Origin of the sequence: Paenibacillus phocaeensis (assembly GCF_900021165.1) — a bacterium.
Classification (GTDB): Bacteria; Bacillota; Bacilli; order Paenibacillales; family Paenibacillaceae; genus Fontibacillus; species Fontibacillus phocaensis.
The window spans coordinates 88,247-111,714 of record NZ_FCOQ01000032.1 but is presented as its reverse complement, the minus strand read 5'-3'; the positions used below and the strand labels follow the sequence as shown (position 1 = coordinate 111,714).

Here is a 23,468-nt window from a genome sequence, read left to right as displayed (position 1 = left end):
TGGGGTTGATATCCGAAAATATTTTCGTAAATTCATCTTACCGATCCTTCGCCGGATCGTCAAGAAAAGAAGAGTTCGAGTTGTTGGAACCCTTTACAAAGCTAGGAATACGAACGATAATAAGAATGTCGAAACCGGTTTCGGGTTGGTCTCTGAACGTTGCTTTGAAACCCTGCAGGTTTCCGATGTATCGAAAATTTTCGGAAAATTTCGATCCCAAACGAAAGGAAGAGAAGGATATGGCGACAATGGCTTGGACATTTCAAGGGAAAGAGGGCGTGTTCCGACTGGAGCAACCCGAGTTAAGCAGTTATTTGTATTTTCCTTTGGTCAACGAAGCGGGGATGATGTCTTCGGTATCCCCGAATTTGCACGGGCAATCGGCAACGGGGCATAATTCGTTTCTGCTCGAGCCGATCTCGGTCGAGAGCTTGCATAATTCCAAGGCGGCGCGAAATTTCTGGGTTGATCTCGAAGGGTACGGGGCCTGGTCGGCAACCGGGAATTCAGCGCGGCAAAATGCAGCTTTGTTTTCGGAGGAGAAGGAGAAAACTTGGCTGGAGGCAGGATTCTTATGGCATAAGGTGACCCGGGAGAACAACGTTTCAGGCTTGCGAGCGGAAACGACCAGCTTCGTTCCGGTTACGAACGATAAAATCGAATTGATGAAGGTTCGTTTGACCAATATCGGGAACGCGGAGCTGACCCTCACCCCGACGGCTGCGATTCCGCTGTATGCGCGATCAGCCGATGACCTGCGCGATCACCGGCATGTTACGTCCTTGCTGCACCGAATCTACACCTCCGTTCACGGTGTTGAGGTTCAGCCTTCGTTGTCGTTTGACGAGCGCGGGCATCGCGTCAACCAAACCACTTATGGAGTGTTCGGCGCGGTGCAGGACGGAGCGGCTCCCGTCGGATTTTTCCCGGTAACCGAGGATTTCATCGGCGAAGGCGGGGCGCTGGATTGGCCGCAGGCCGTGGTCGCAAATCGCCGGCCGGACGCGGTTGCAGGGGCTGAAGTCGAAGGGTACGAAGCGGTGGGGGCGCTGCGGTTCGACACAGTTCGATTAGCCCCGGCCGCTTCGGTGTCTTACGTCATCGCCATGATGATCGCGGACGACCGGATCGATACCCGGCGCATCGCCGCAGAGTATTTGTCGGAGCAACGGTTCGATGAGCTGTTGGAGCAAAACCGCGCCTACTGGTCGAGCAAGCTGGATACGCTCTCCTTTCAGTCTGGTGAAGAGCAATATGACCTCTGGATGAAATGGGTGACGCTGCAGCCTGTTTTGCGCCGGATGTACGGCAATTCATTTCTTCCTTATCATGACTATGGACGCGGCGGACGGGGGTGGCGTGATTTATGGCAAGACTGCCTGGCCCTGTTGGCCATGGAGCCGGATGAGGTAGGTCATTTGCTGTACAACAACTACGCCGGCGTACGGATTGATGGAAGCAATGCGACGATTATCGGATCAAAGCCGGGCGAATTTATCGCCGACCGCAACAATATCCCACGGGTATGGATGGATCACGGAGCCTGGCCGCTGTTGACCACGCTGCTGTATATTCATCAAAGCGGGGACCTTGAATTTTTGCTGAAGCCGCAGACGTATTTCCGCGACATTTTCACCAAACGCTGCCGGGAACGCGATCTTGCCTGGACGCCGGAGCAGGGGAACAAGCTGGTGTCGAATGATGGCCGCATTTATGAAGGGACTATCCTGGAGCATATCTTGCTGCAAAATATCGTTCCTTTCTTTAACGTGGGGGAGAACGGCAATATTAAGCTGGAAGGGGCGGATTGGAACGACGGTCTGGATCTGGCGCCGGCGCGCGGGGAAAGTGTGGCCTTTACGGCATTTTATGCCAGCAATTTGCTGGAGCTCTCCGAGCTGATCCTTCGTCTCGGGCAGTCGCCGGGCGCAGCGGACACGATCGAACTCGCCGAAGAGATCACTCTGCTGCTCGATAGTCTTAGCGCTCCGGTGAACTATGACAACATCCCGGCCAAGCAGGAGTTGCTGGCCCGTTATTTTGATTCGGTCGTCCCGTCCGTCAGCGGGCGGAAGCGGAAGCTTAGTGTTCAGCAGGTGTCCGAGGATCTTCGGCGTAAAGCCGATTGGGCCTTTGAACATCTACGGAAGCAGGAGTGGATCCGAAGCGAGGAAGGGTTTGAGTGGTTTAATGGCTATTACAATAACGATGCCGTGCGGGTGGAAGGAGATCATCCTAACGGCGTGCGCATGACCTTGACCGGGCAAGTGTTTACGATCATGGGCGGGATCGCCACCGAAGAGCAGGTCGGCAAAATTACGGCCGCGGTGGACCGGTACCTCAAGGATGAGCAGATCGGTTACCGCCTGAATTCGCGGTTTGGCGAAATTCAACAGAATCTGGGCAGGGCGTTCGGATTTGCCTTCGGCCATAAAGAGAACGGAGCGATGTTCAGCCACATGACGGTGATGTACGCAAACGCCCTGTATAAACGGGGGTTCGTCCACGCCGGCAAGCAGGTATTGGATTCCGTCTACAACTTGTCCGTCGATTTCCAGCGCAGCCGGATGTATCCGGGGGTTCCGGAATATATTAACGAACGGGGCCGCGGCATGTATACTTATTTAACGGGATCGGCCAGCTGGCTGCTGCTGACGCTCCTGACAGAGGTATACGGGGTGAAAGGTGAATATGGCGATTTACGGCTGGAGCCGAAGCTGGCCTTGGAGCAATTCGATGCGGCGGGAGATGCGTCCGTAACCACCAGCTTCGCCGGACGCAAGCTGCAGATCGTGTACCGGAACTTGCAGCGGTCGGAATATGGGGAGTATCGAATGGAGCAAGTCACGCTGAACGGAGCGGTTCTCGAATGCGACCTTGACCCTAAGCGCTGCCTCATTTCCCGTCAGGCGATCGAGGCGCTGCCGGAGGGAGCCGTTCACCGCATAGAAATTACGCTGAACGCGTAACGGATGGGAAGGAATCATCGATGGCTTATCAATTAAGGAACGACCGATTGACTCTTGAAATTGCCGAGCTTGGCGAAGCCTATCAAGGGACCCGGTTCGACGGCGCCGGATTTATCACCAGCGTTGTACTGGACGGAAAACATCAATTTTGCGTGCCGGAGAGCTTGTCGCCAGGCGCTGGCACGGGCGGCATCGGAATATGCAGCGAATTTGGAATCAAGGAAGCGCTGGGGTATGAAGCAACCCGGGTGGGGGAGCTTTTCCCTAAACTGGGCGTAGGTTTACTGACCCGGCCGGACGCCGCGGAATACCGATTCTACCGGGATTACGCCTGCGAGCGCTTTAAGACTCAGGTAGAGCAGAAGGATGCGCAGCGGCTTAGCTTTACGACCTTGCCCCAGGAGTGCCGGGGATATGCTGCTCGCGTACACAAAGACATTGAAATTTCCGGCAACACCTTGTCCGTCACCTATACGGTGGAGAATACCGGCAGCCGGGTCCTTGCAACCGACGAATACAGCCATAATTTTCTCGGATTGGACGGCTATGCGGTTGGGCACGAGTACGTCTTGAAGCTTCCGTTTGCTCCGCATATTTGGAGCGACGATCCATCCACGCTGGAAGGCCTGGTGTTCGAAGGCGATCGCGTAACCTGGGAACGTCGCCCGGAGAAGGACTTCTATTTCCGGATGGACCGTTTCGACGGGCGTGAGGTTCCGTGGCTGTGGGAGCTGCAACACCAGCCCAGCGGCCTGTCTGTGCGCGAGCGAAGCAAGCTGCCGTTAAGCTCGGCAGCCGTTTGGGGTCACGGACATGTCATTTCCCCGGAAATGTTCGTCGCAGTTCATGTGGTGCCGGGAGATCAGCAGAGCTGGACCCGAATTTATGAATTTTGCATCGAATAATTCCTCCAATCCTTTCCCTTGATGAAGCGTTAATGTGTCAATTCTGCAAAATAGTGAACTTTTACGAAATAACGGCTTGCTGGGAGATCGAATAGTTGCTATGATAATCGATAATTATATTCGAAACCAGACAAGGATTGTAAAGGGAAGGATGGGGAGAAATGAGTAACAGAGCTTATAATTTTAACGCGGGTCCAGCCGCCTTGCCGCTGGAGGTCCTGGAACGGGCACAGGCGGAGTTCGTTGATTTCCGCGGGACAGGCATGTCGATCATGGAGATGTCCCACCGGGGGGCCGTGTATGAATCGGTCCATAACGAAGCGGCCAGCCGGCTGCTGAAGCTGTTCGGCAACCCGTCCGGTTACCGGGTCCTGTTCCTGCAGGGCGGAGCGTCCACGCAATTTGCCATGTTGCCGATGAATCTGCTCACGGAAGGTAAGACGGCGGGATATGTGAAATCGGGCAGTTGGGCAACGAAAGCGTTAAAAGAAGCCAAGCTCATCGGTGAAACGTTCGTTGCGGCTTCCTCGGAGGAGGATAAGTATATGTCGCTGCCGGAGGTCAGCAGCTTGCGCCTGCCGGATAACACCGCGTACCTGCATCTGACCTCGAATGAAACGATCGAAGGCACGCAATTCCGCAAGTTCCCGGACACCGGCAGCGTTCCGTTGATCGCGGATATGTCGAGCGATATTCTGTGCCGTCCGTTTGACCTGACCCAGTTTGGCATGGTGTATGCGGGCGCGCAGAAGAATCTGGGACCGTCCGGCGTGACCGTGGTTATCGCCCGCGAGGAGCTGCTGCGCGAGTCGCCGAAGCATCTGCCGACGATGTTCCGTTACGATACGCATGCCGAGAACAACTCGCTGTACAATACACCGCCATCCTTCTCGATTTATATGGTGAACGAAGTGCTGAAATGGATCGAAGAGCAAGGGGCGCTTGAAGGCATCGAGAAGAAAAACCAGGATAAAGCCGATTTGCTGTATCAAGCGATCGATGCCAGCGGCGGCTTCTACCGCGGATGCGTTCGTCCGGATAGCCGCTCAACGATGAACGTCACCTTCCGCTTGGCCAGCGAAGAGCTGGAGAAGCTGTTCGTGAAGGAATCGGAGAAGGAAGGGTTCGTCGGGCTCAAAGGCCATCGCAGCGTCGGCGGCCTGCGCGCTTCGATCTACAACGCGGTTCCGAAGTCCAGTATTCAGGCCCTTGTCGACTTCATGGGACAATTTCAAAAGACGCACGGATAAGTTGCTGCGGGGCTTCCGCCGGAACGCCTCGTGATGCCGAAACCTCCAACCCGCCTGGTCTTAGGTGGGGGTTGGAGGTTTTTTGCGGGGGAAATTTGTTATAATGGAACAAGTACGGTCTTTCACGGACCGATTTTATTTTTTGGACGAGGAGTACGATCATCATGGCCTTACATATTGTACTGGTGGAGCCGGAGATTCCGGCCAACACGGGAAACATTGCCAGAACCTGTGCTGCGACAGGCATCCATCTGCATCTGGTGCGCCCGCTGGGCTTCCGGACGGACGACGCGACGCTGAAGCGGGCCGGCTTGGATTATTGGTATGCGGTGAATCTTGAATACCACGATTCGTTTCAGGAAGTGGAGGAGAAGTATGCGGGAAGCCGATTCTTCTTCGCCACGACCAAAGCCCAAAAAAGGTATACGGATTTCGCGTTTCAGGACGGGGATTTCTTCGTATTCGGCAAAGAGACGAAGGGTCTGCCGCCGGAAATATTGGCTGCCCATCCGGATACGGTGATGCGCATGCCGATGACCGACAAGGTTCGTTCCCTCAATCTGTCGAATTCTGCGGCTATTATTGTGTACGAGGCGCTGCGTCAGCTTGATTTTCCAGGGATGCAGTAAAATTCAGTGAGAAAGCGAGAGGACAGCATGAGTCTAGAACGTACTGAGACACAAAAGATGCTCGCCGGGGAATGGTACAACGCCGGTGATGCGGAACTGGTGGCCGCGAGGCTGCGGGCCCGCAGACTGACCCGGGAATATAATGCCACCCGAGAGGATGAGCAGGAGCGAAGATCGTCCCTTCTTCAGGAACTGCTTGGCGGCTGCGGGGACGATACCTTCATCGAGCCGACTTTTCGCTGTGATTACGGCTCCAACATTTACGTGGGGAATCATTTTTACGCCAACTTCGACTGTGTGATTCTGGATGTCTGCGAGGTGCGGATTGGGGAATATTGCTTTATGGCGCCAGGGGTGCATATTTATACGGCTACCCACCCACTGGACCCGACGGCTCGCAACTCCGGTGCAGAATTTGGCAAACCGGTAAACATCGGCAACAACGTATGGATTGGCGGACGGGCGGTGATCGTTCCAGGCGTGACCATCGGCGATAATGCGGTGATTGCGGCCGGCGCGGTCGTGACGAAAGATGTACCCAAAGGAGCCGTTGTCGGAGGCAATCCTGCGAAAATAATTAAAAACGTGATTGCCTAGCAGGAATCCTGAGAAAAATAGCGAAATATAATAGATTAGGTATTTGGTTCTATTTTTACATAACTATTTGTCAGGAGAGGTGTACATTTTTATGAAACCTGCTGGTGTGGTCCGTAAAGTGGATCAACTCGGGAGAATCGTGTTGCCTAAGTCGCTTCGCAAGAGATATCAAATGAACGAGGGAGATCCCGTCGAGATTTTGGTGCAAGGAGATCACATCATTTTGGAGCGTTACCGGCCAAAATGCGTCTTCTGCGGGTCGATGGAAAGTGTGAGCGATTTCAAAGAGCGTTCCATCTGCAATCAATGTCTGGTCGAAATGAGCCAACTGTCCTAGATCCAATACAGGACATCGGATAAGTTTAATGGCACCAGAGCAAATAGATAAGCTTCCCGCGCGGGAAGCTTATTTATTTTGTCAGTTGGCGTCGATCGGGGTGGCGAGGGAGACCGCGAGGGCTCCCGGAGGAACTGTTGGAGGATCGTTGAGGATCTCGGAAGAGCCTGGGAGAGGCTCGGGAGAAGTTCAGAAGAACCTCGGGAGAACCTCGGGAGAACCTCGGGAGAACCTCGGAAGAACCTCTGGAGAACCTCGGGAGAACCTCGGAAGAACCCCGGGAGATCCTCGGGAGAACCCCGGAAGAACCTCGGGAGAACCTCGGGAGGAACCTCTGGAGAACCTCTGGAGAACCTATGGAGAACCTCGGAAGAACCTCGGGAGAACCTCGAGAGAACCCCGGGAGAACCTCTGGAGAACCCCGGAAGAACCCCGGAAGAACCTCTGGAGAACCTATGGAGAACCTCGGGAGAACCTCGGGAAGAACCTCGGAAGAACCTCGGAAGAACCTCGGGAGAACCTCGAGAGAACCCCGGGAGAACCTCTGGAGAACCTCGGGAGAACCTCGGAAGAACCTCGGAAGAACCTCGGGAGAACCCCGGGAGAACCTCTGGAGAACTCGGGAAGAACCCCGGAAGAACCTCGGGAGGAACCTCGGAAGAACCTCGGGAGAACCTCGAGAGAACCCCGGGAGAACCTCTGGAGAACCTCGGAAGAACCTAACGGAACGTAGCGACCTTATTTGCGTATTTCCCGACGATTTCCCGCCGTAACGGACTCCAGCGACCTTATTTGCCCATTTGTGCGGCGTTTGAACACTTTTTCGCGAAATAAGGTCTCCTGAGTCCGTTAGAATTCGGAGCCCCCCGTAATGTGTGAAATAACGTCTCTGGGTTCCGTTAGCCGCCCAGCAGAGAAGGATTAAGCGGGGGAGCAGCACCGAAAAGCTTGGATGAAGCGCAGAAAGTGGAGTAGGCGGAGTGTGGCCAGGGGCAAGAGCAAGAGCAAGGGTAAGGGCAGGGGCAGGGGCAAGAGCAAGAGCAAGAGTAAGAGTAAGAGCAGGGGCAAGAGCAAGAGCAAGGGTAAGGGCAGGGGCAAGGGCAAGAGCAGGGCAAGAGTAAGGGCAGGGGCTGGAGGAACAAAGGAAGGCCCGGCAGAATCCAAGATTCGCTGCCGAGCCTTCTTCATTGAATTGCTTTGCGATGGAAAGACGCCTTACTGAGTAACCTCTTAAAGGCCTTTGGTTTTATCCTCGTTGTAGGATGCCGTCAAAATCCCGCAGATAAACATAGCCAACACGAGTGCAATAATCCAGAACGTCAAAGAGAATGACAAAGCCGAACACCTCCACGTAGTACTCCTTCCCCTATTATACCCGGCAACGGCCTAAAAATAAATCAAAATGTGAAGTAATTCATAGACAATGTGTTTTGAGTGCAGGGACAGGGACTGAGATCAAGCCCGAGATCGATACCGAGATCAAGGCCGAGACCGAGAGCGAGACTGAGCCGGTGAGGTTCGCTGCTTATTTAAAAAACAGGAAATGCGTCGGCACGGGACGGAGCGCGCCGTCGGACGGTTTATTGATAACCCGGCCATTGACGACCAAGGAGGACGAGCCGCCGCCATCCAAATTGTAGGCATCCTGGACGCCCATCTTCCACAGCTTGGTTTGCAATTCTTCCAGCGTAGCGCCGGAACGGCCTTTCTCATTGTCGCCGTCCACGACCAGCACAAGCAACTGATCATCCTTGTAGTTGCCGATCACCGTGCGCGGTGCGCGCAGCGGGGAGGTTTTCCATTTGGGAGGGATGGGGAGTTTGACGCCGTTTTGCAGCAGAATCGGTACAAAGGAGGCACCGAACTTCGGCTGCAGCTTGTCCAGACTCTCCTTGCTTTGGAACTTGCCGCCAATCAGTTGGCCTGACCGATTCAATCCGACAAAAAACAAATCCTTGTACGTAGACTCAAATCCGTTAACATATTCGCCATTCATGATCGTGGTGCTCAGAGGGTACCGCTCCCCGCGCGAATCGGCAAATCCGCCGGCATTGATGCCCGCGACCGCACCGTGGCGCTGCACCGCTTGCTTTGTCGTTTCCGCACCTCCCAGGCGATCCTTGCCCATCGTCATTTTCATGGCATCCGGCGATTTGAGTCGAATCTTCATGGCATACCCTCGGTATGTCCCCGGGTTGATCTTGTATAATTCGATGCGAATCCGATCGCTTTGAATCGTCTCGAAGGGAACGCCTAATTTAGAAGTGATCCGTCGGTTGTAGATCGTTTCCGGCCGGGCGGATGCGGTTTTTGCGGTTTTGACAATCGTGCTCATGGTTTGAGTGGTTTTCTGGTACAGCTCGGCTGTTTCCCGGATGGAGGAAATCGTCGTTTTCGCATCTTTCTGCGCCTTCGTGAGTCCTTCCGAAATGGATGCGGTGGTCTGGAACACGTCGGCTTCAGGCGTGATAGGGTGCAAGGAGCGGTTCCACTCAATGGCGGCCCCGCTGATGAAGAGAGCGATAAGCATCCCGATCAGGGGGCCGGTAGCCAGCAGGAAAAAACGGTTGATTTGCTTCGCCGTTGTAATCATTTCAGCAGGTCCATCTTCTTCTGAAGCGCGGCCAGCTGCTGCTTGACCTCGTTCAATTGCGAATATAATTTGTTGCTGTTATCCGTTTTTTCGCTGGTATTGTCCTTGGTGAATTCGAGCAATTCGTTGAACGTTTCCACTTTGTTTTGCAAGTCCTTGACCTCGCCGGACAAGGCGGTGAGCTGGGCCGTATAATCCGCCTTCATTTGCTTGGCTTCGCTCTGCCATTTGGCGTCGAGCTGGTCGATCATCGACTGTTTCAAATGATTGCTATACATGTAAGCCACGGTGACTCCGGCGCCGATCAGCAGGATCCAAATCAATAGAATCAAGGCTACGGAAGGCCTCCGCGTTCTTCTGCTGCGACTCGTTTCGGCGACGGTTGCAGGCTCCGTAGAGTAAGGCATGGTAACTCACCTCAAAGAAATTAATAGATACTGTTCGTATGCAGTTCTCATTCTATCATGTCGACAAGAGGTTCGCAAAAGTGATAGATTTGGCAATCTTTCGACAAAATCAAGCGCGGCGCTAGGTTTGCCTCCGGTTGTCTGGAAAATTTGTCCTGCGGTACAATCGCAGAGACAGGTGATATGGAAGCGGGGGGGACATGTGGATACGGGATTGGAAATGCTAAAGCGTCGGCTGCCGCCGGCATTCGTCAGGGAAATAGACGCACAGCTGAGGGAAGGTCGCTTGATCTCGCTGGCGGGGCCGCAGGGGGACGGGGGCGGCGCGCACCTGGTTCGGGAGCGGAGCGCGTACAGTGAAGGGCAAGGCGGAAGGAAGCCGGGCCCTCGCGATGCCAGCGCGCTGCTGGAGTGGCTCGCTTCGGCTTACGAAGAAGCCGAAGGCCTCCGCATGGAGCCGCAGCAATGGCGGTTGGCGGAAAGCGCCGACGGGGCGCTTGACCTGCTGCTGCGGGCGCTCGTTCCTGGCGGCGGCACGGTGCTCGTCGAGACGCCTGCCGCACCGGAGGCGCTGGAATTGATGCGCCGCCGCGGCATCCGGGCGGTCCCGGTGGCGTGCGACCGGGACGGCATGCTGCCGGACGATCTGCGGCGGAAGAGCGAGGCCGCCGGGGGGAGGCCGGCTATGGTGTACGTGACGCCGCATTATGCCAACCCGTCCGGCCGGGTGTGGAGCCAGCAGCGCAAGCTGGCGCTGCTGGAGTGCAGCGAGCGGCTGGGATGGCCGATCGTCAGTGATGAATCGGCGAGCCTGGCGCCGTTTGTCGAGAGGGCCCCTGCCGCCGGGGGGGCGGGGGTGAGGGAGGGCCCTGCCCAGGGAGACGGAGCGGGCGCAGACATTGCGGACCCATTAGATAAACCACGGACTTGCGGGACGGAGGATAAAGCGGAAGGAGCGGAAGCCGGCAAGCGGCAGGAGGCGGCCGGGGACAAGAACCGGGCAGCGAGCAAGGAAAGTGAGGCTTACGGAACAAGCGAAGCCGGGCACAAGGCAGGAAGAAGGGCAGAGGCGGATACAACGCCGCTGCACGTGCTGCGCCAGCAAGCGGGCCTTTGGGGAGCCGNGTCGCGCTGCAGGATCGCGGCGGCGTTGCCGATGCCGCTGCGGTCGCGCGCGTCCCTCGGCGATGTCTCGCCGCCGGCCTCCTCGATGGCGAGCGCAATGCGCAGCGCACGTTCACGATAGGCTGTCACCAGCTTGGTGCCGGTGCTGCCGCCGATGTTGTAGTCGCCGCTGCGCTCGTGGAACTCGTGCAGCAGCTTGTCTGCCCGGCGTTTCACCACCTTCGGTCCCGGCGTGTACAAGGCTTCATTGCCCGGTGCGCACAGGATTTCCACGAACGCGGGTTTCGTCTTATATCGGGTCACCGCGATCAATCCCAGCCCCAGCCGGCGGCAGAGCAGCGTAATTTCGCTCCACCGCTGATTGTGCGCTCCTTTTTTGGCGCGATTGCGCTCCACGGCCAGATACACCTCGGAACTCAAGCGCTGGCGTTCCAACCCCTGCAGCAGCAGGGGGAGATTAAACGTCTTTTTCATCTCCACGATCAGCGGCTCATCGCTGCCGGGCCGAACCCCCACCAGGTCGCAATGCCGCACCTCGCCTTTGATCTCATACCCCCGCTCTTCAAAAAAAGCCTTCAGCGGAGCGTACAATTCCGTCTCATGCTGTACCGCCATGCCGATCCCCTTTTCCTTCCCATGATCATGATCCAAATTATATCATAAAGCTCAATTCCTACTTTTTCCATGCGAATATTTTCATCGGAAAAAAGGTCAACTTCTCCCGTCCCGGCGCATAGGAATGTAATACACTTTTTTATCGTGGAAGCTCCATATTCTGGTCACGTAAGTTCTAAAGATCGGGGACGCGGGAGAACCCCCAAAGCGGGAGTACAGGAGGTACCTAACATGGACATTTTTGAGCGTATAGCGGCTTACCGGGCGGAAAGCGATTCCTTGTCATGGAGCGGCACATTTAAAGATTATGTCGAACTGTTGGCCAAAGACCCTTCGCCGGCGATGACCGCCCATGCCCGGGTTTATGAAATGATTAAATCCTACGGCATTGAAGAGGATGACGGCAGGAAAAGGTATAAATTTTTTGAGCAGGAAATCTTCGGGCTCGATCGGGCCATCGAAAAGCTGGTCGAGGAATATTTCCACTCCGCTGCCCGCCGGCTCGATGTGCGCAAACGGATCCTTCTGCTGATGGGACCGGTGAGCGGGGGCAAATCCACGCTCGTGACGCTGCTGAAGCGCGGGCTCGAGAAATTCTCCCGGACCGATAAAGGCGCGGTGTACGCCATCGCCGGGTGCCCGATGCATGAGGACCCGCTTCACCTCGTTCCGCATGAACTCCGTCCGGACGTAGAGAAGACGCTGGGGGTCCGGATCGAAGGCAATTTATGCCCCGTGTGCCAGATGAGGCTGAAGACGGAATACGGCGGCGACATCGAGAACGTCAAGGTTGAGCGGGTGCTCTTGTCCGAAGACGACCGCATCGGGATCGGCACGTTCAGTCCGTCGGATCCGAAGTCGCAGGACATCGCCGATTTGACCGGCAGCATCGATTTTTCCACGATTACCGAATACGGATCGGAATCCGATCCGCGGGCGTACCGCTTTGACGGCGAGCTGAACAAGGCCAACCGCGGTCTGATGGAATTCCAGGAGATGCTGAAATGCGACGAGAAGTTTCTGTGGAACCTGTTGTCCCTGACGCAGGAGGGGAACTTCAAGGCGGGGCGATTCGCGTTAATTTCGGCCGACGAGCTGATCATCGCCCACACCAACGAAGCGGAGTACAAATCGTTTATCGCCAATAAGAAAAATGAAGCGCTGCAGTCGCGGATGATCGTTATGCCGATCCCCTATAATCTCAAGGTGTCGCAGGAGGAGAAAATTTACGCCAAGCTGGTCGGCCAAAGCGATATGAGCCACATCCATATTGCCCCGCATGCCCTGAGGTCTGCGGCGATCTTCTCCATCTTGACCCGGTTGAAGGAGACGAAGAAACAAGGCGTCGATCTGGTGAAAAAAATGCGCCTCTACGACGGCGAAGAAGTCGAGGGCTACAAGGATGCCGATTTGAAGGAGCTGCAGAACGAGTACCTGGAGGAGGGCATGTCCGGCGTCGACCCGCGTTACGTCATCAACCGGATTTCCAGCGCGCTGATCAAGCAGGATTTGCATTGCATGGGCGCTCTGGATATTTTGCGGGCGATCAAGGACGGTCTGGACCAGCATGCTTCGATCACGAAGGAAGAACGCGAGCGCTACCTGAATTTTATCAGCATCGCCCGCAAGGAATACGACGAACTCGCCAAAAAAGAAGTGCAAAAAGCGTTCGTCTACTCGTTTGAGGAGTCGGCGCGCACTTTGTTCGACAACTACCTCGACAACATCGAGGCGTTCTGCAACTGGACGAAAATCCGCGATCCGCTCACCGACGAGGAGATGGATCCCGACGAGCGGCTGATGCGCTCGATCGAAGAGCAAATCGGCATTTCGGAAAACGCCAAGAAGGCGTTCAGAGAGGAAATTCTGATCCGCATTTCCGCGTATTCGCGCAAAGGGCGGAAATTCGAATATAACCACCACGACCGGCTGCGGGAAGCGATTGAGAAGAAGCTGTTCGCCGACCTCAAGGACATCGTGAAGATCACGACTTCGACCAAGACGCCGGATGAAAACCAGCTTAAACGCATCAACGAGGTCAGCAAGCGGCTGATCGACGAGCATGGCTACTGCCCGGTCTGCGCCAACGAATTGCTGCGTTATGTAGGCAGTTTGCTGAACCGGTAAGCAGGGCAAAGGTTAAGGTGGAGGGGAAGCCCTCCGCCTTTTTGGCGTGTCTGTATTGTTCAGGAACACGCACTCGGCATTAGCAAGCAAGGGAGCCGAATTCAACTGCCGCCATGCCTCACCGCCCCCTGGGTATTCGCATACGATAAGTTAAACTTGAAAGAAACCTTGGAGGCGAAAACCGAATGAGTGTTCAACCATGGGGTCACCCTCAACAGCAGCGCATTGTTTATCAAGCGGATCAGCAATCCGCCCAGCATCTGCGGTCGATCCGCGACCGGGTGCAAGGCATCTGCCGGCAGCATGTCCATCAGCGCGTCCGCATCGAAACGATGGACGGTCATGTCCATATCGGCCGGATCGTGAATTGCCAAGGCGGGATGGTGCATTTGGCGGTTCCGCGTTACGGGAGCCAGCGCGCCTTTGGAGCTCCCTTCTGGGGACCCGGTCCCAGCGATGAGATGATTTTGACGCTGGTGCTCTACGAGCTGCTGGTCATCGCTTTGCTGTCCTGACGGAGTTCCGCCGACACAATATAAGCCGCCGAAGCTAGGGGGGACAGTCCCAGGCTCCGGGCGGCTCTTTTTGCGTTTTGAAACCAACAAGATACAAAACCATCGGATGCTCAGTACGTTTAAGACTCCGAAAGTTTGCTATTATTAAACAATCGTTCCAAGGCGTTGAGTGGTCCTTGAACTGATTTTAAACCGAATCCCCGGAGTGTCTCGATTAAAGAAAGAATGACGGCAGGGACAGGGGGGATCTTGTTCAGCTCATGATCGAGGACGAGCAAATAGGAATCCCATTCGTCCCGACGTTTCTTATCCAGTTCTATCTGCTCAATCAACTTATGGATTTGATCAAGGTACACTCTCCACTTGGGGCAAGCTTCACCTTTTCCGTGGATCGCGAAAAATCGTTTGATCGAGGCTTCATCTATCACAGGAGGATTATGCCTGCTCATCATTCCACTCATGCAATCATCCAGCCGTTCCATGACGAAGGGAAGGATTTGGTCTGTGGAGATTCCCATAGGATTCATCAGTATCGCATAATTTTCTGTGATTCCCAGTAAAAGCGTGGCGCAATCCCAGACATACGGTTCGCTGGATTTGCCATAAATATCGTACAGACTATTTGACAGCCAAGTTAGCATATCGTCTCGGAACCCCCATAGGAGCGGCGTTACTTCACTATTGATCAGAGCCGTCGATTCATGGACAAGGATCCAAAACACGTCATGATATTCGCGGCTTAACTCTAGTTGAATCCGGATCAGCTTTTCCACCTTTGCTTGTGCGGGCAAGCGGCCGTCGGACACGACAGTTCGGCATTGTTCACTGACTCGGTCCAGGACGAGCTGCAGGGCTGAAACAAACAGCTCCTCTTTCGATTTGAAATAAACGTATAAGGATCCCTTGGCAATGCCGATTTGATCGACGATATCCTGAATAGAAGTGGCACTAAACCCTTTTTGTGCGAACAATCTCAAGGCGGTATCCAGAATAAGTTGTTTTTTATCGTGCACGTTGACACTTCCCTCATTAATATGCTCCTGTGTACGCCGGCCGACCGGTCGATGCAGATCAAAGGCGAATCGTTAATGACCGGGCGTTCGGTTTAGCTTGAAATGGAGCTCTATTAAATTGATTTTACGCTGTCCTACCAGTATAATCAAGGATGAAACTGACCGTTCATTCATGGCTTTATTACGTTTTATCGAATTATTATACAATGATTTGGGGATAGGGGAGTGTAAAGAAACATGCAAAAGTTGATGAAAATAGCGCTTTTTTCCATGGCGCTAGCGGTGATGGCGACCGGCTGCGGAGCGGGCCAACCCTTAACCGGACAAACGGAAAACAAACAAACACCGGTACAGGTAATTCCCGTCGAAACGGGGTCGTTGTACCTCCAGAGCGACCTGATCGGAACGACTCAGCCTTCGGCGGAGAGCAGCGTCACGCCCAAGATGGGCGGCGAACTGGTGGAATTGAACGTCGAAAAAAACAAAACCGTCAAAAAAGGAGCCGTGCTGGGGCGGATCGACAGCGTCGATTTAAATTTGCAGTTGGAATTGGCCCAGATCAACCTCGAACAAGCCCAGCTCCAGTATAAAACTTTGAATATGACGAACGGCGACGACGTTCAGCTTGAACAAGCGCGTTCCAATGTCGAACAAGCCCGGATCCGCGTGAAGCAGGCGGAAATGGCTCTGGATAACGCGAACATTATCGCCCCGATCTCCGGCACGGTCGTGGAAGTGAATGCGAAGGTAGGGGAAATGGTCGCTGCCGGCAATCCGTTAGTTAAAATCGTCAACCTTCATCCGATTCAAATTAAGGCGAGCATCGGGGCTACCGATATGTTGAAACTGCAAAATAAAAAGGAAATGAACCTCTCGTTGCCGGATATCGGCAAAACATTGAACGCTCGAATGACCCATATTTCTCCGGTAGCGCAAAACGGCTTCTATACGGCGGAATTTGAAGCGGACAACGCGAATGGAGCGATTAAATCCGGCATGACGGCGATTCTGTCCATGGAGGAAGCGCTTGTTTCCAATGCGCTGCTTGTGCCCACCCGGTCGATTGTGGACAGAGGGAGCGAAAGCTTCATCTTCGTCGTTCGCGAAGGGGCTGCCGCCGAGGTGCCGGTCGAGGTGGTGAAGTCCCAGTCCGAAAAGTCGGCGGTTAAGGGGGACGTAAAGGAAGGCGAACAGGTCGTTGTCAAAGGGCAACTGACGTTATCCGACGGGGATCAAGTCAAGGTCATCAAGGAGGCGCAGTAATTTGAAACTTATCGAAGTATCCGTTAAGCGCCCGATCGGTGTGTTGATGATCGTAATTGCCGTCGTTTCCTTAGGTTTGTTTAGCTTAAGAAGTCTGGCGGTGGACCTGTTTCCGAAGATCGACCTGCCGATCGCCGTAGTTGCCACCTCCTACTCGGGGGCCGCGCCGGAGGAGGTCGAAAAACTCGTGAGCAGCCCGCTGGAGGGAGCGATGAGCTCGATCCAGGGAATTGACACCATTCAATCCCAGTCGCAGGTCGGCGCTTCGATGATCATTATGCAGTTTAAAACCGGGACCAATCTGGATAACGCTTTGTTGGAGGTTCGCGAAAAAGTCGATCAGGTCAAAGGAATGCTTCCGGAGGATGCCAACGATCCTTCCGTTTTGAGGTTCGACCCGCAGCAGATGCCGATTCTCACGCTCAGCTTGTCCGGCGAGGATGCGGCCATTCTACAAAATATTGCCGAAGATACGGTCGTTCCGTTCTTGGAGAGGCAAAAAGGGGTAGCATCCGTCAGCGTTCAAGGGGGAAAAACCCGGGAAATTCGCGTGGAGCTAGACCAGGCCAAAATGCAGCAATATGGCATCGGTGCGAGTCAGGTCATTCAGGCGATCGGCGCGGAGAATCGCTCGGCTTCTGTCGGATCGGTGCAGAAGGGCGCCGAGGAACAGCAAATTCGCATTCTGGGGGAGTACGCTTCCCTGGCGGATTTGGAGAATACAATCATTCACTTGCCAACCGGCGCTACGATTAAGGTCGGCGATGTTGCGGTCATTCGGGACACGTTTGCCGAGCAAACCTCGCTTTCTTACGTGAACGGCGAGCCGGCCTTGCTTCTGTCCGTTCAGAAACAGTCGGACGCCAATACGGTGGAAGCTGCGGAGGCCGTTACGGCGGCGCTTGAGAAGCTGAGAGCGGATCTTCCCCAAAACACTAAATTGAATGTCACGATGGATACCTCGGAGATCATCAACCAATCGATTAATAGCGTCGTGAATAATATGCTGACCGGCGCCTTGCTGTCCGTCGTTGTTTTGCTCCTCTTTTTGCGCAACGTACGATCCACGTTGGTCATTTCGCTGTCGATCCCGATCGCGGTCATCGCCACGTTTACGTTGATGTATTTTTCCGGACAAACGTTAAATATTATTTCGATGGGCGGTTTGGCGCTTGGTGTCGGGATGATGGTCGACAGCTCGATCGTCATTCTGGAAAATATATTTTCTTACCGGCAGCGAGGCTACACCGCAAAGGACGCGGCCGTCAAAGGGGCGTCCGAGCTCGGCTCGGCGGTGATTGCTTCAACGTTGACGACGCTGGTCGTATTTTTGCCGATGACGTTTGTCCAGGGGCTTGCCGCGGACATCTTTACGCCTATGGCTTTGACGGTTACATTTTCGCTCATCGCATCGCTGGTGGTCGCAATTACACTTGTTCCCACCTTGTCCTCCAAGATGCTGGCTCGCGTTAAGCTTCAAACGGAGAAAAAGGAAAGCGGGCTGGACCGTTTCGGCGGGCGTATCCTAGCTGCCTATAAAAACGCGCTTCGATGGGTGCTCTCGCACCGCAAAACCACCGTTAGTGTGACGCTTGTACTGCTTATCGGTTCATTTGCGTTAACTCCTTTGATCGGCGCGGAGTTTATGCCCGCAGCCGACCAGGGGCAATTCCAGATTACGGTGGAAACGCCAAACGGTACCTCGCTTGAGGAAACGAAAAAAGTCACGGATGAAATCACCGAGTTATTGACGCCTTACGAAACGATTTTGGAGAGCGTCAATGTTTCGGTCGGCGGCAGCAATGACGGTTTGGGCGGTAGCGCGAATACGGCAACCGTCTCGGTGGTACTCGTCCCCTCCGGAGAGCGGGAGAGCAGCACGACGGAGGTGGTTCAGGCCATCAATGCCGGCACCGACAACATCGCCGGTGCGGAGATTACGGTCAGCGAAGTGCAGACCGGATTGGGCGGAGGGGCCGCCATTCAGATCGGCATCTCCGGACAAGATTACGATGTGCTTAAGGAGCTTGGCGATCAAGTCGTTTGGTCGTTGGCCGAAATCAAAGGCATTTATAATCCGACCTCCTCAGCGTCCGATGGCGGCTCGGAGTTGAATATCGTGGTCAACCGCGATATTGCGGCGCATTACGGGTTGACTTACCAGCAGGTCATGAGTGAAATCAGCGTGGCCATGAAAGGCCAGGTCGCGACGCGATATCGTGAGGACGGAGATGAAATCGACGTCAAGGTAACGCTGCCGAAGGACACTTATGCCGATTTATCGGCATTAAACCGGCTGACCTTGCGAACGCCTGGCGGGGAGCTTATCCCGTTGTCGGCCGTGGCCGATTTTGAACAAGTTCAAGGCCCGGTCGTGATTCAGCGTGAGAATCAGCAGCGGCAAATCAACATCACCAGCGATGTCGTCGACCGTGATTTGGGCAGTGTGTCGAATGAAGTGACCCGATTGCTCGCCGGCATGAATTTTCCGGACGGCTATTCTTATTCGATTGGCGGGCAGTCCCAAGATATGGCGGAGTCGTTCACCGACCTCGGGGCGGCGCTGCTGTTTGCCATCGTGTTGGTCTATATCGTGATGGCGGTACAGTTCGAATCGCTGCTGCACCCGTTCGTCATTATGTTCTCTCTACCCACGACGGTAATCGGGGTCATCCTAGGATTGTTTGTCACCCGTACGCCGCTTAGTATCACGGTTCTGATCGGATTGATTATGCTGGCGGGGATCGTCGTCAACAACGCGATTATCCTTGTCGATTACGTCAATACGTTGCGGAACCGGGGGCTTGAGCGAGAAGAGGCAATATTGGAAGGCGCTCCTTCGCGGGTTCGGCCGATCTTTATGACCACGGCTACTACTGTGCTTGGATTGCTTCCGTTAGCTCTAGGAATTGGTGAAGGTGCGGAAATGCAGGCACCCATGGCCATAACGGTTATTTTTGGGTTGTCTTTCTCCACGCTGCTTACCTTATTTTTCGTTCCGGTCATGTACACGATTGCCGATAACATGAGCAACTGGTTGGGTCGCGCCGTTCTGCGCAGAAAGCCCGAAACCGACGTGCCGGCAAATCCGGGCGGCGGTAGTGCGGCATTGTAGTTTGTCATGATGAGATGATTTGGACACTGCAACTTCACAAGCTGCCAGTCATCGCTTTGCTGTCCTGAACGGTTCCGTAGGCAGAATAAGAACCGCCTGATCATTAGATCCGGGCGGTTCTTCTCTATCATGTGTTCAAATCATCTTCCGGATATGCTTCTGCCCGTCGTAAGAGAACATCGCCCGCTTCTCCTCGACCACGGTCTCCAGGTGAACGGGGCGGCCCCAAAGTTGGTAAACATGGGGGAGCGTATGCTCCAGGTATTTCAAGTCCAGCTCAAGCCCCTCATACTGATGCTTCAGCAGCAGCTCGCCGGAGCGCAGGTAGTCGCCGTCCTGGACGACGATGTACGGGGAGCCGCCGTTCACGCGGGAGGCTACGAGTTGGTCGCGGATGTTCTCCCAGGTTTTATCGGTGATTTTCCACTCCGGACCTTGCTTCTCGAAGATGTATAAGTCCAGGTCTCGGACCAGGTCTTTGGTCAAATAGCTGCGGAGGAAAGAGATGTCGGAATCGAGCTCGCGCACCTCGAAGATTTTCTCGCGGCCTTGCCCGGGTTCGCGGCCCAAGCGGCGGCACTCCTCTTCGCTGGGATGATCCCAGCGGCGCTCGATGTCCTCGAAAATCTTGAGCCCGAGATAATACGGGTTCAGACTTTGACGCGACGGTTGAACGACCGAGGCGTTCAGTTTGGCGAATTCCACCGTTTCGTCGCTGGTGAGATCAAGCTCGCGAATGATGCGCTGATGCCAGTAAGAAGCCCAGCCTTCATTCATGATCTTCGTCTCCATCTGCGGCCAGAAATACAGCATTTCCTCGCGCAGCATGCTCATGATGTCCCGCTGCCAATCCTCCAAAGCCTCAGAGTACTCCTGGATGAACCAGACGATATCCTTCTCCGGCTCCGGCGGAAATGACAAAGGGCTCTCTTTGGCCTCCGCTGTAGGTCCGCCCGATTTCTCGTCCAGCGACCACAGGTCATCGTATTCCCCCGCCTTCACCGCCCCATGCCGCCCTTCCTTGACCCGGCGCAGCTTCTCTTCCATTTGACGGCGCTTGTCGTACCGCATCGGCTTGATCAACTGCGGGTCGACATGCTCTTGGATGGCGAGTACGGCATCGATGAATCTCTCCACCGTCTCCGCACCGTAAGCCAGCTCATACCGGCTGATTCGCTCGGCGGTGGCGGACATGCTCTCGACCATATCCCGGTTGGTGGCGGAGAAGCGCACGTTGTTTTTGAAGAAATCACAGTGCGCCAGCACGTGGGCGACGATGAGCTTGTTCTGGATCAGCGAATTGCCCTCCAGCAAAAAAGCGTAACACGGGTTGGAGTTAATGACGAGTTCGTAGATTTTGCTGAGTCCGAAATCGTATTGCATTTTCATCTTGTTAAACGTCTTTCCGAAGCTCCAGTGCGAGAAGCGGGTTGGCATGCCGTAAGCGCCAAAGGTATAGATGATATCGGCAGGGCAAATTTCGTAGCGCATGGGATAATAATCAAGCCCGAAGGAATCGGCGATTTCCATGATTTCCGCGATGGCGTATTCCAGTTGCTCCATTTCGCTGCTCAACTTGCCGCACCTCCTTCGCGCTTGTGGAAGAACCGTTTTAACGCGTTATAGACCTCGCCTTTTTCCTTAATGACGTAATACATGAATTTCTCCTGCTTGATCGTCCGGTAGGCGGACATCAACGTACTGCCGCGGTTGTATTGGTTGACCTCCCCATACCCAAACAGATTGCTGCGATTCATCAGCTCGCCGATCAGCTTGACGCAGCGCTCGTTGTCGGAAGTGAGATTGTCGCCGTCGGAGAAATGGAACGGATAGATATTGTAGCTGGAGGGCGGGTAACGGGAATCGATGATCTCCAGCGCTTTTTGATACACCGAAGAACAGATGGTGCCGCCGCTTTCCCCGCGGGTGAAGAATTCCTCCTCGCTGACCTCCTTCGCCTCGGTATGGTGCGCCAGGAACACGATTTCCACCTTCTCATACTGCCGCCGCAAGAATCGGGTCATCCAGAAGAAGAAGCTGCGTGCGCAATATTTCTCGAACGCGCCCATCGAACCCGACGTATCCATCATCGCCAGGATCACCGCATTGGAGCGGGGGACGATGATCTCTTCCCACGTCTTGTAGCGCAGATCGTCCGGCGAGATGCCGTGGATGCCGGGGGTGCCGGCGGTGGCGTTTCGGCGCAGGTTCTCCAGAATCGTGCGTTTTTTATCGATGTTGGACATCAGGCCTTTTTTGCGGATATCGTTGAAACGGATCGATTCAGTCTCCATTTCTTCCTTGTCTTTATCCTGAATGTAGGGCAGCTCCATCTCATCGAACAGCATATCCTCCAGCTCCTCGATGCTGATCTCGGCCTCCACGTAGTCGTAGCCCGGCTGATCGCCGGCCTTGCCGCCTTTCCCGCCTTTTCCGCTCTCCTTGGGACTGTCCTGGCCAAGCACATCCCCGACCTCGCTGCTTCCGTCGCCTTGGCCGACATGCTTATGTTTCTGGTAATTATGGATAAAGCGGTACTCTTCCAAATTGCGGAGGGGAACCTTAATGATCTGTTTGCCGTCCGACATAATAATATTTTCTTCGGTAACGAGGTCGGGCAGATTTTGCCGGATGACTTCCCGCACCTTCTCCTGGTGGCGCTGTTGATCCTGATACCCCTTGCGATGCAGCGACCAGTCCTCTTTGGAGACGACAAAGTTGTATCGATCGGGCGTTGGCATGGATGAACACCTCCATATCGGGATTTCCCGGAACGCTATATTTGTGGATGTAAATAAAGTATATTCACGGAGAGGGGCGATATGTGAGGGAGCTTGCGCCGGTTTGGAAACAATAACGCTGGAAACAGGCGGAGATTCCCGTTATGCTAAATAAAAGGTAAGGTCAGGTTTGCGAAGGAGGTCACGTGTTGAAAGTGACGAATCAGGAATGGCTGGAATTATATGAAGCGGCAAGTCAATTCAAGAAGCTGAAGCCATGGGAATGGCTTTCGAACGTTCATTTGTTTGGCGTTCGCCATCCGCGAGGCGAGCGTACCGGTTATTGCTGCGTGATGGGAAGCGGGGGAGAGGTGTACGGGATGGCTGTATACCTGGGAACCGAAGGGCTGCAGACCGTGCTGGACATGCTGAACGGGGATTTCGAAGGCGATCCGTTGTTCGCTCAGCATTGTTATATGCTTTCTTTCGGCAGCCGGGATGAGCTGTACCCGGACGAATATGAACGTGCAAGGGAACTGGGGTTATCTTTTCGCGGCAAAACCGCCTGGCCGTCCTTTCGCCTTTACGAGCCGGGATACGTGCCCTGGCCGCTGACTAACCGGGAGGATGTCGCCTTCATGACGGAGATTCTCGAACAAGCGATGGAAGTAAGCCTTGCCTATCGGCAGGATCCCGATGCTTTGCTGGAAGGCAACGGGGAACGGTTTCTCGTGCGGGTTCCGGCCGCCGGAGAAGGAGCCGGGACGACCGAATGGATCAGCGAATGGCGGGAGCCGGATCCGGCGGATCGGCCGCTGGAGCCCTCCGGGCGGGCGGTCATCGTGGACGAGCTGCGTATGGCCAAAGCCAGACGCGCAGTGAATGGCGATGCGGGGATTTGGGAGATTGACAGTTTTTTTATCCCAATGCCTATTGAAGAAGAGGAACGTCCGTTTTATCCGACGATGAACGTGATTGCCGATCAGGAGACCGGGCAGCTCCTGCATTACGGTTTAACCAAACGGTCTGAAGCGTCCGACAGCCTGGCCGACGGATTGTTGATGCTGATCGAGTCGCACCGGGTGATCCCTCAGCGGGTGGTGGCCCGCCATCCGAGGCTGCTGGACGAACTGGGGTTAGTCCTTCAAGGGTTTGGTCTGGAAAGCCGGATCGAACCGCAACTGCCGGCAATTGAGGAGTTTCAGCAATCAGTGGGAGGAACGCTGCTTTAAATCCATCGGGACAGAGAAGGCCGGAAGACCTGCTGACGCGGGACTTCCGGCCTTTA

At 54.8% G+C, this 23,468-nt stretch carries 16 protein-coding genes and 2 pseudogenes; 12 read left to right on the top strand and 6 right to left on the bottom strand.

What is annotated here, in order from left to right; all coding sequences use genetic code 11:
* The first annotated feature begins 239 nt into the window (after positions 1-239).
* From BN3795_RS21145 to BN3795_RS21120, 6 genes are all read left to right on the top strand, one after another.
* Entirely contained in the window at positions 240-2,969 is a 2,730-nt protein-coding gene (locus BN3795_RS21145) for a GH36-type glycosyl hydrolase domain-containing protein (RefSeq protein ID WP_068786708.1), read from the top strand.
* A 20-nt stretch (positions 2,970-2,989) separates the two neighbouring features.
* Positions 2,990-3,874, top strand: coding sequence for a hypothetical protein (locus BN3795_RS21140; protein ID WP_068786681.1), 885 nt, complete (start codon positions 2,990-2,992; stop codon positions 3,872-3,874).
* A 161-nt stretch (positions 3,875-4,035) separates the two neighbouring features.
* Positions 4,036-5,124: a 3-phosphoserine/phosphohydroxythreonine transaminase gene (gene serC / locus BN3795_RS21135; RefSeq protein WP_068786680.1), complete on the top strand. Its 1,089-nt coding sequence runs from the start codon at positions 4,036-4,038 to the stop codon at positions 5,122-5,124.
* Positions 5,125-5,288: 164 nt separating this feature from the next.
* The gene (gene trmL, locus BN3795_RS21130) at positions 5,289-5,753 is read left to right on the top strand and encodes a tRNA (uridine(34)/cytosine(34)/5-carboxymethylaminomethyluridine(34)-2'-O)-methyltransferase TrmL (protein WP_068786679.1); all 465 of its coding nucleotides are present in this window, start codon (positions 5,289-5,291) and stop codon (positions 5,751-5,753) included.
* A 27-nt stretch (positions 5,754-5,780) separates the two neighbouring features.
* Entirely contained in the window at positions 5,781-6,350 is a 570-nt protein-coding gene (locus BN3795_RS21125; RefSeq protein WP_068786678.1) for a maltose acetyltransferase domain-containing protein, read from the top strand.
* Positions 6,351-6,441: 91 nt separating this feature from the next.
* Positions 6,442-6,687 carry an AbrB/MazE/SpoVT family DNA-binding domain-containing protein gene (locus BN3795_RS21120; RefSeq protein ID WP_009227013.1) on the top strand — a complete coding sequence of 82 codons (246 nt, stop codon included), beginning with the start codon at positions 6,442-6,444 and terminating at the stop codon, positions 6,685-6,687.
* Positions 6,688-8,212: 1,525 nt separating this feature from the next.
* On the opposite strand, the gene BN3795_RS21105 is transcribed toward BN3795_RS21120, so the two are convergent.
* Positions 8,213-9,280 (bottom strand): phosphodiester glycosidase family protein, encoded by a 1,068-nt coding sequence (locus tag BN3795_RS21105; RefSeq protein WP_068786675.1) that lies wholly within the window; start codon positions 9,278-9,280, stop codon positions 8,213-8,215.
* Positions 9,277-9,687, bottom strand: a complete 411-nt coding sequence (locus BN3795_RS21100; protein WP_068786674.1) for a hypothetical protein — start codon at positions 9,685-9,687, stop codon at positions 9,277-9,279. Before BN3795_RS21100 ends, BN3795_RS21105 begins: the two co-directional genes overlap by 4 nt.
* Here BN3795_RS21100 and BN3795_RS26180 point away from each other — a divergent pair.
* Positions 9,686-10,477 (top strand): annotated as a pseudogene (locus BN3795_RS26180) (hypothetical protein); the annotation flags it as partial. The gene BN3795_RS21100 and the pseudogene BN3795_RS26180 overlap by 2 nt on opposite strands.
* 335 nt (positions 10,478-10,812) lie before the next feature.
* On the opposite strand, the pseudogene BN3795_RS25200 reads toward BN3795_RS26180, so the two are convergent.
* Positions 10,813-11,427 (bottom strand): annotated as a pseudogene (locus BN3795_RS25200) (DUF2161 family putative PD-(D/E)XK-type phosphodiesterase); the annotation flags it as partial.
* Between the two features lie 231 nt (positions 11,428-11,658).
* Between BN3795_RS25200 and BN3795_RS21085 the strand changes: the two are divergent.
* A complete protein-coding gene (locus tag BN3795_RS21085) occupies positions 11,659-13,554 on the top strand; it encodes a PrkA family serine protein kinase (protein WP_068786671.1) in 1,896 nt (631 codons plus the stop codon).
* A gap of 185 nt (positions 13,555-13,739) precedes the next feature.
* Positions 13,740-14,069 (top strand): hypothetical protein, encoded by a 330-nt coding sequence (locus BN3795_RS21080; protein WP_068786670.1) that lies wholly within the window; start codon positions 13,740-13,742, stop codon positions 14,067-14,069.
* Between the two features lie 119 nt (positions 14,070-14,188).
* On the opposite strand, the gene BN3795_RS21075 is transcribed toward BN3795_RS21080, so the two are convergent.
* Positions 14,189-15,082, bottom strand: coding sequence for a TetR/AcrR family transcriptional regulator (locus BN3795_RS21075; RefSeq protein ID WP_068786669.1), 894 nt, complete (start codon positions 15,080-15,082; stop codon positions 14,189-14,191).
* A gap of 237 nt (positions 15,083-15,319) precedes the next feature.
* Here BN3795_RS21075 and BN3795_RS21070 point away from each other — a divergent pair, with 237 nt between their 5' ends.
* Both BN3795_RS21070 and BN3795_RS21065 read left to right on the top strand, forming a co-directional pair.
* Positions 15,320-16,345: an efflux RND transporter periplasmic adaptor subunit gene (locus BN3795_RS21070; protein ID WP_068786668.1), complete on the top strand. Its 1,026-nt coding sequence runs from the start codon at positions 15,320-15,322 to the stop codon at positions 16,343-16,345.
* 1 nt (position 16,346) lies between these two features.
* Positions 16,347-19,460, top strand: coding sequence for an efflux RND transporter permease subunit (locus tag BN3795_RS21065; RefSeq protein ID WP_068786667.1), 3,114 nt, complete (start codon positions 16,347-16,349; stop codon positions 19,458-19,460).
* Positions 19,461-19,595: 135 nt separating this feature from the next.
* Here the strand turns inward: BN3795_RS21065 and BN3795_RS21060 are convergent, their stop codons facing one another.
* Positions 19,596-21,023: a SpoVR family protein gene (locus BN3795_RS21060; protein ID WP_198524789.1), complete on the bottom strand. Its 1,428-nt coding sequence runs from the start codon at positions 21,021-21,023 to the stop codon at positions 19,596-19,598.
* Between the two features lie 8 nt (positions 21,024-21,031).
* The gene (gene yhbH, locus BN3795_RS21055; protein WP_068786665.1) at positions 21,032-22,201 is read right to left on the bottom strand and encodes a sporulation protein YhbH; all 1,170 of its coding nucleotides are present in this window, start codon (positions 22,199-22,201) and stop codon (positions 21,032-21,034) included.
* 194 nt (positions 22,202-22,395) lie between these two features.
* Here yhbH and BN3795_RS21050 point away from each other — a divergent pair, with 194 nt between their 5' ends.
* Positions 22,396-23,412, top strand: coding sequence for a DUF7309 domain-containing protein (locus BN3795_RS21050; RefSeq protein ID WP_408635059.1), 1,017 nt, complete (start codon positions 22,396-22,398; stop codon positions 23,410-23,412).
* Positions 23,413-23,468: the final 56 nt, after the last annotated feature.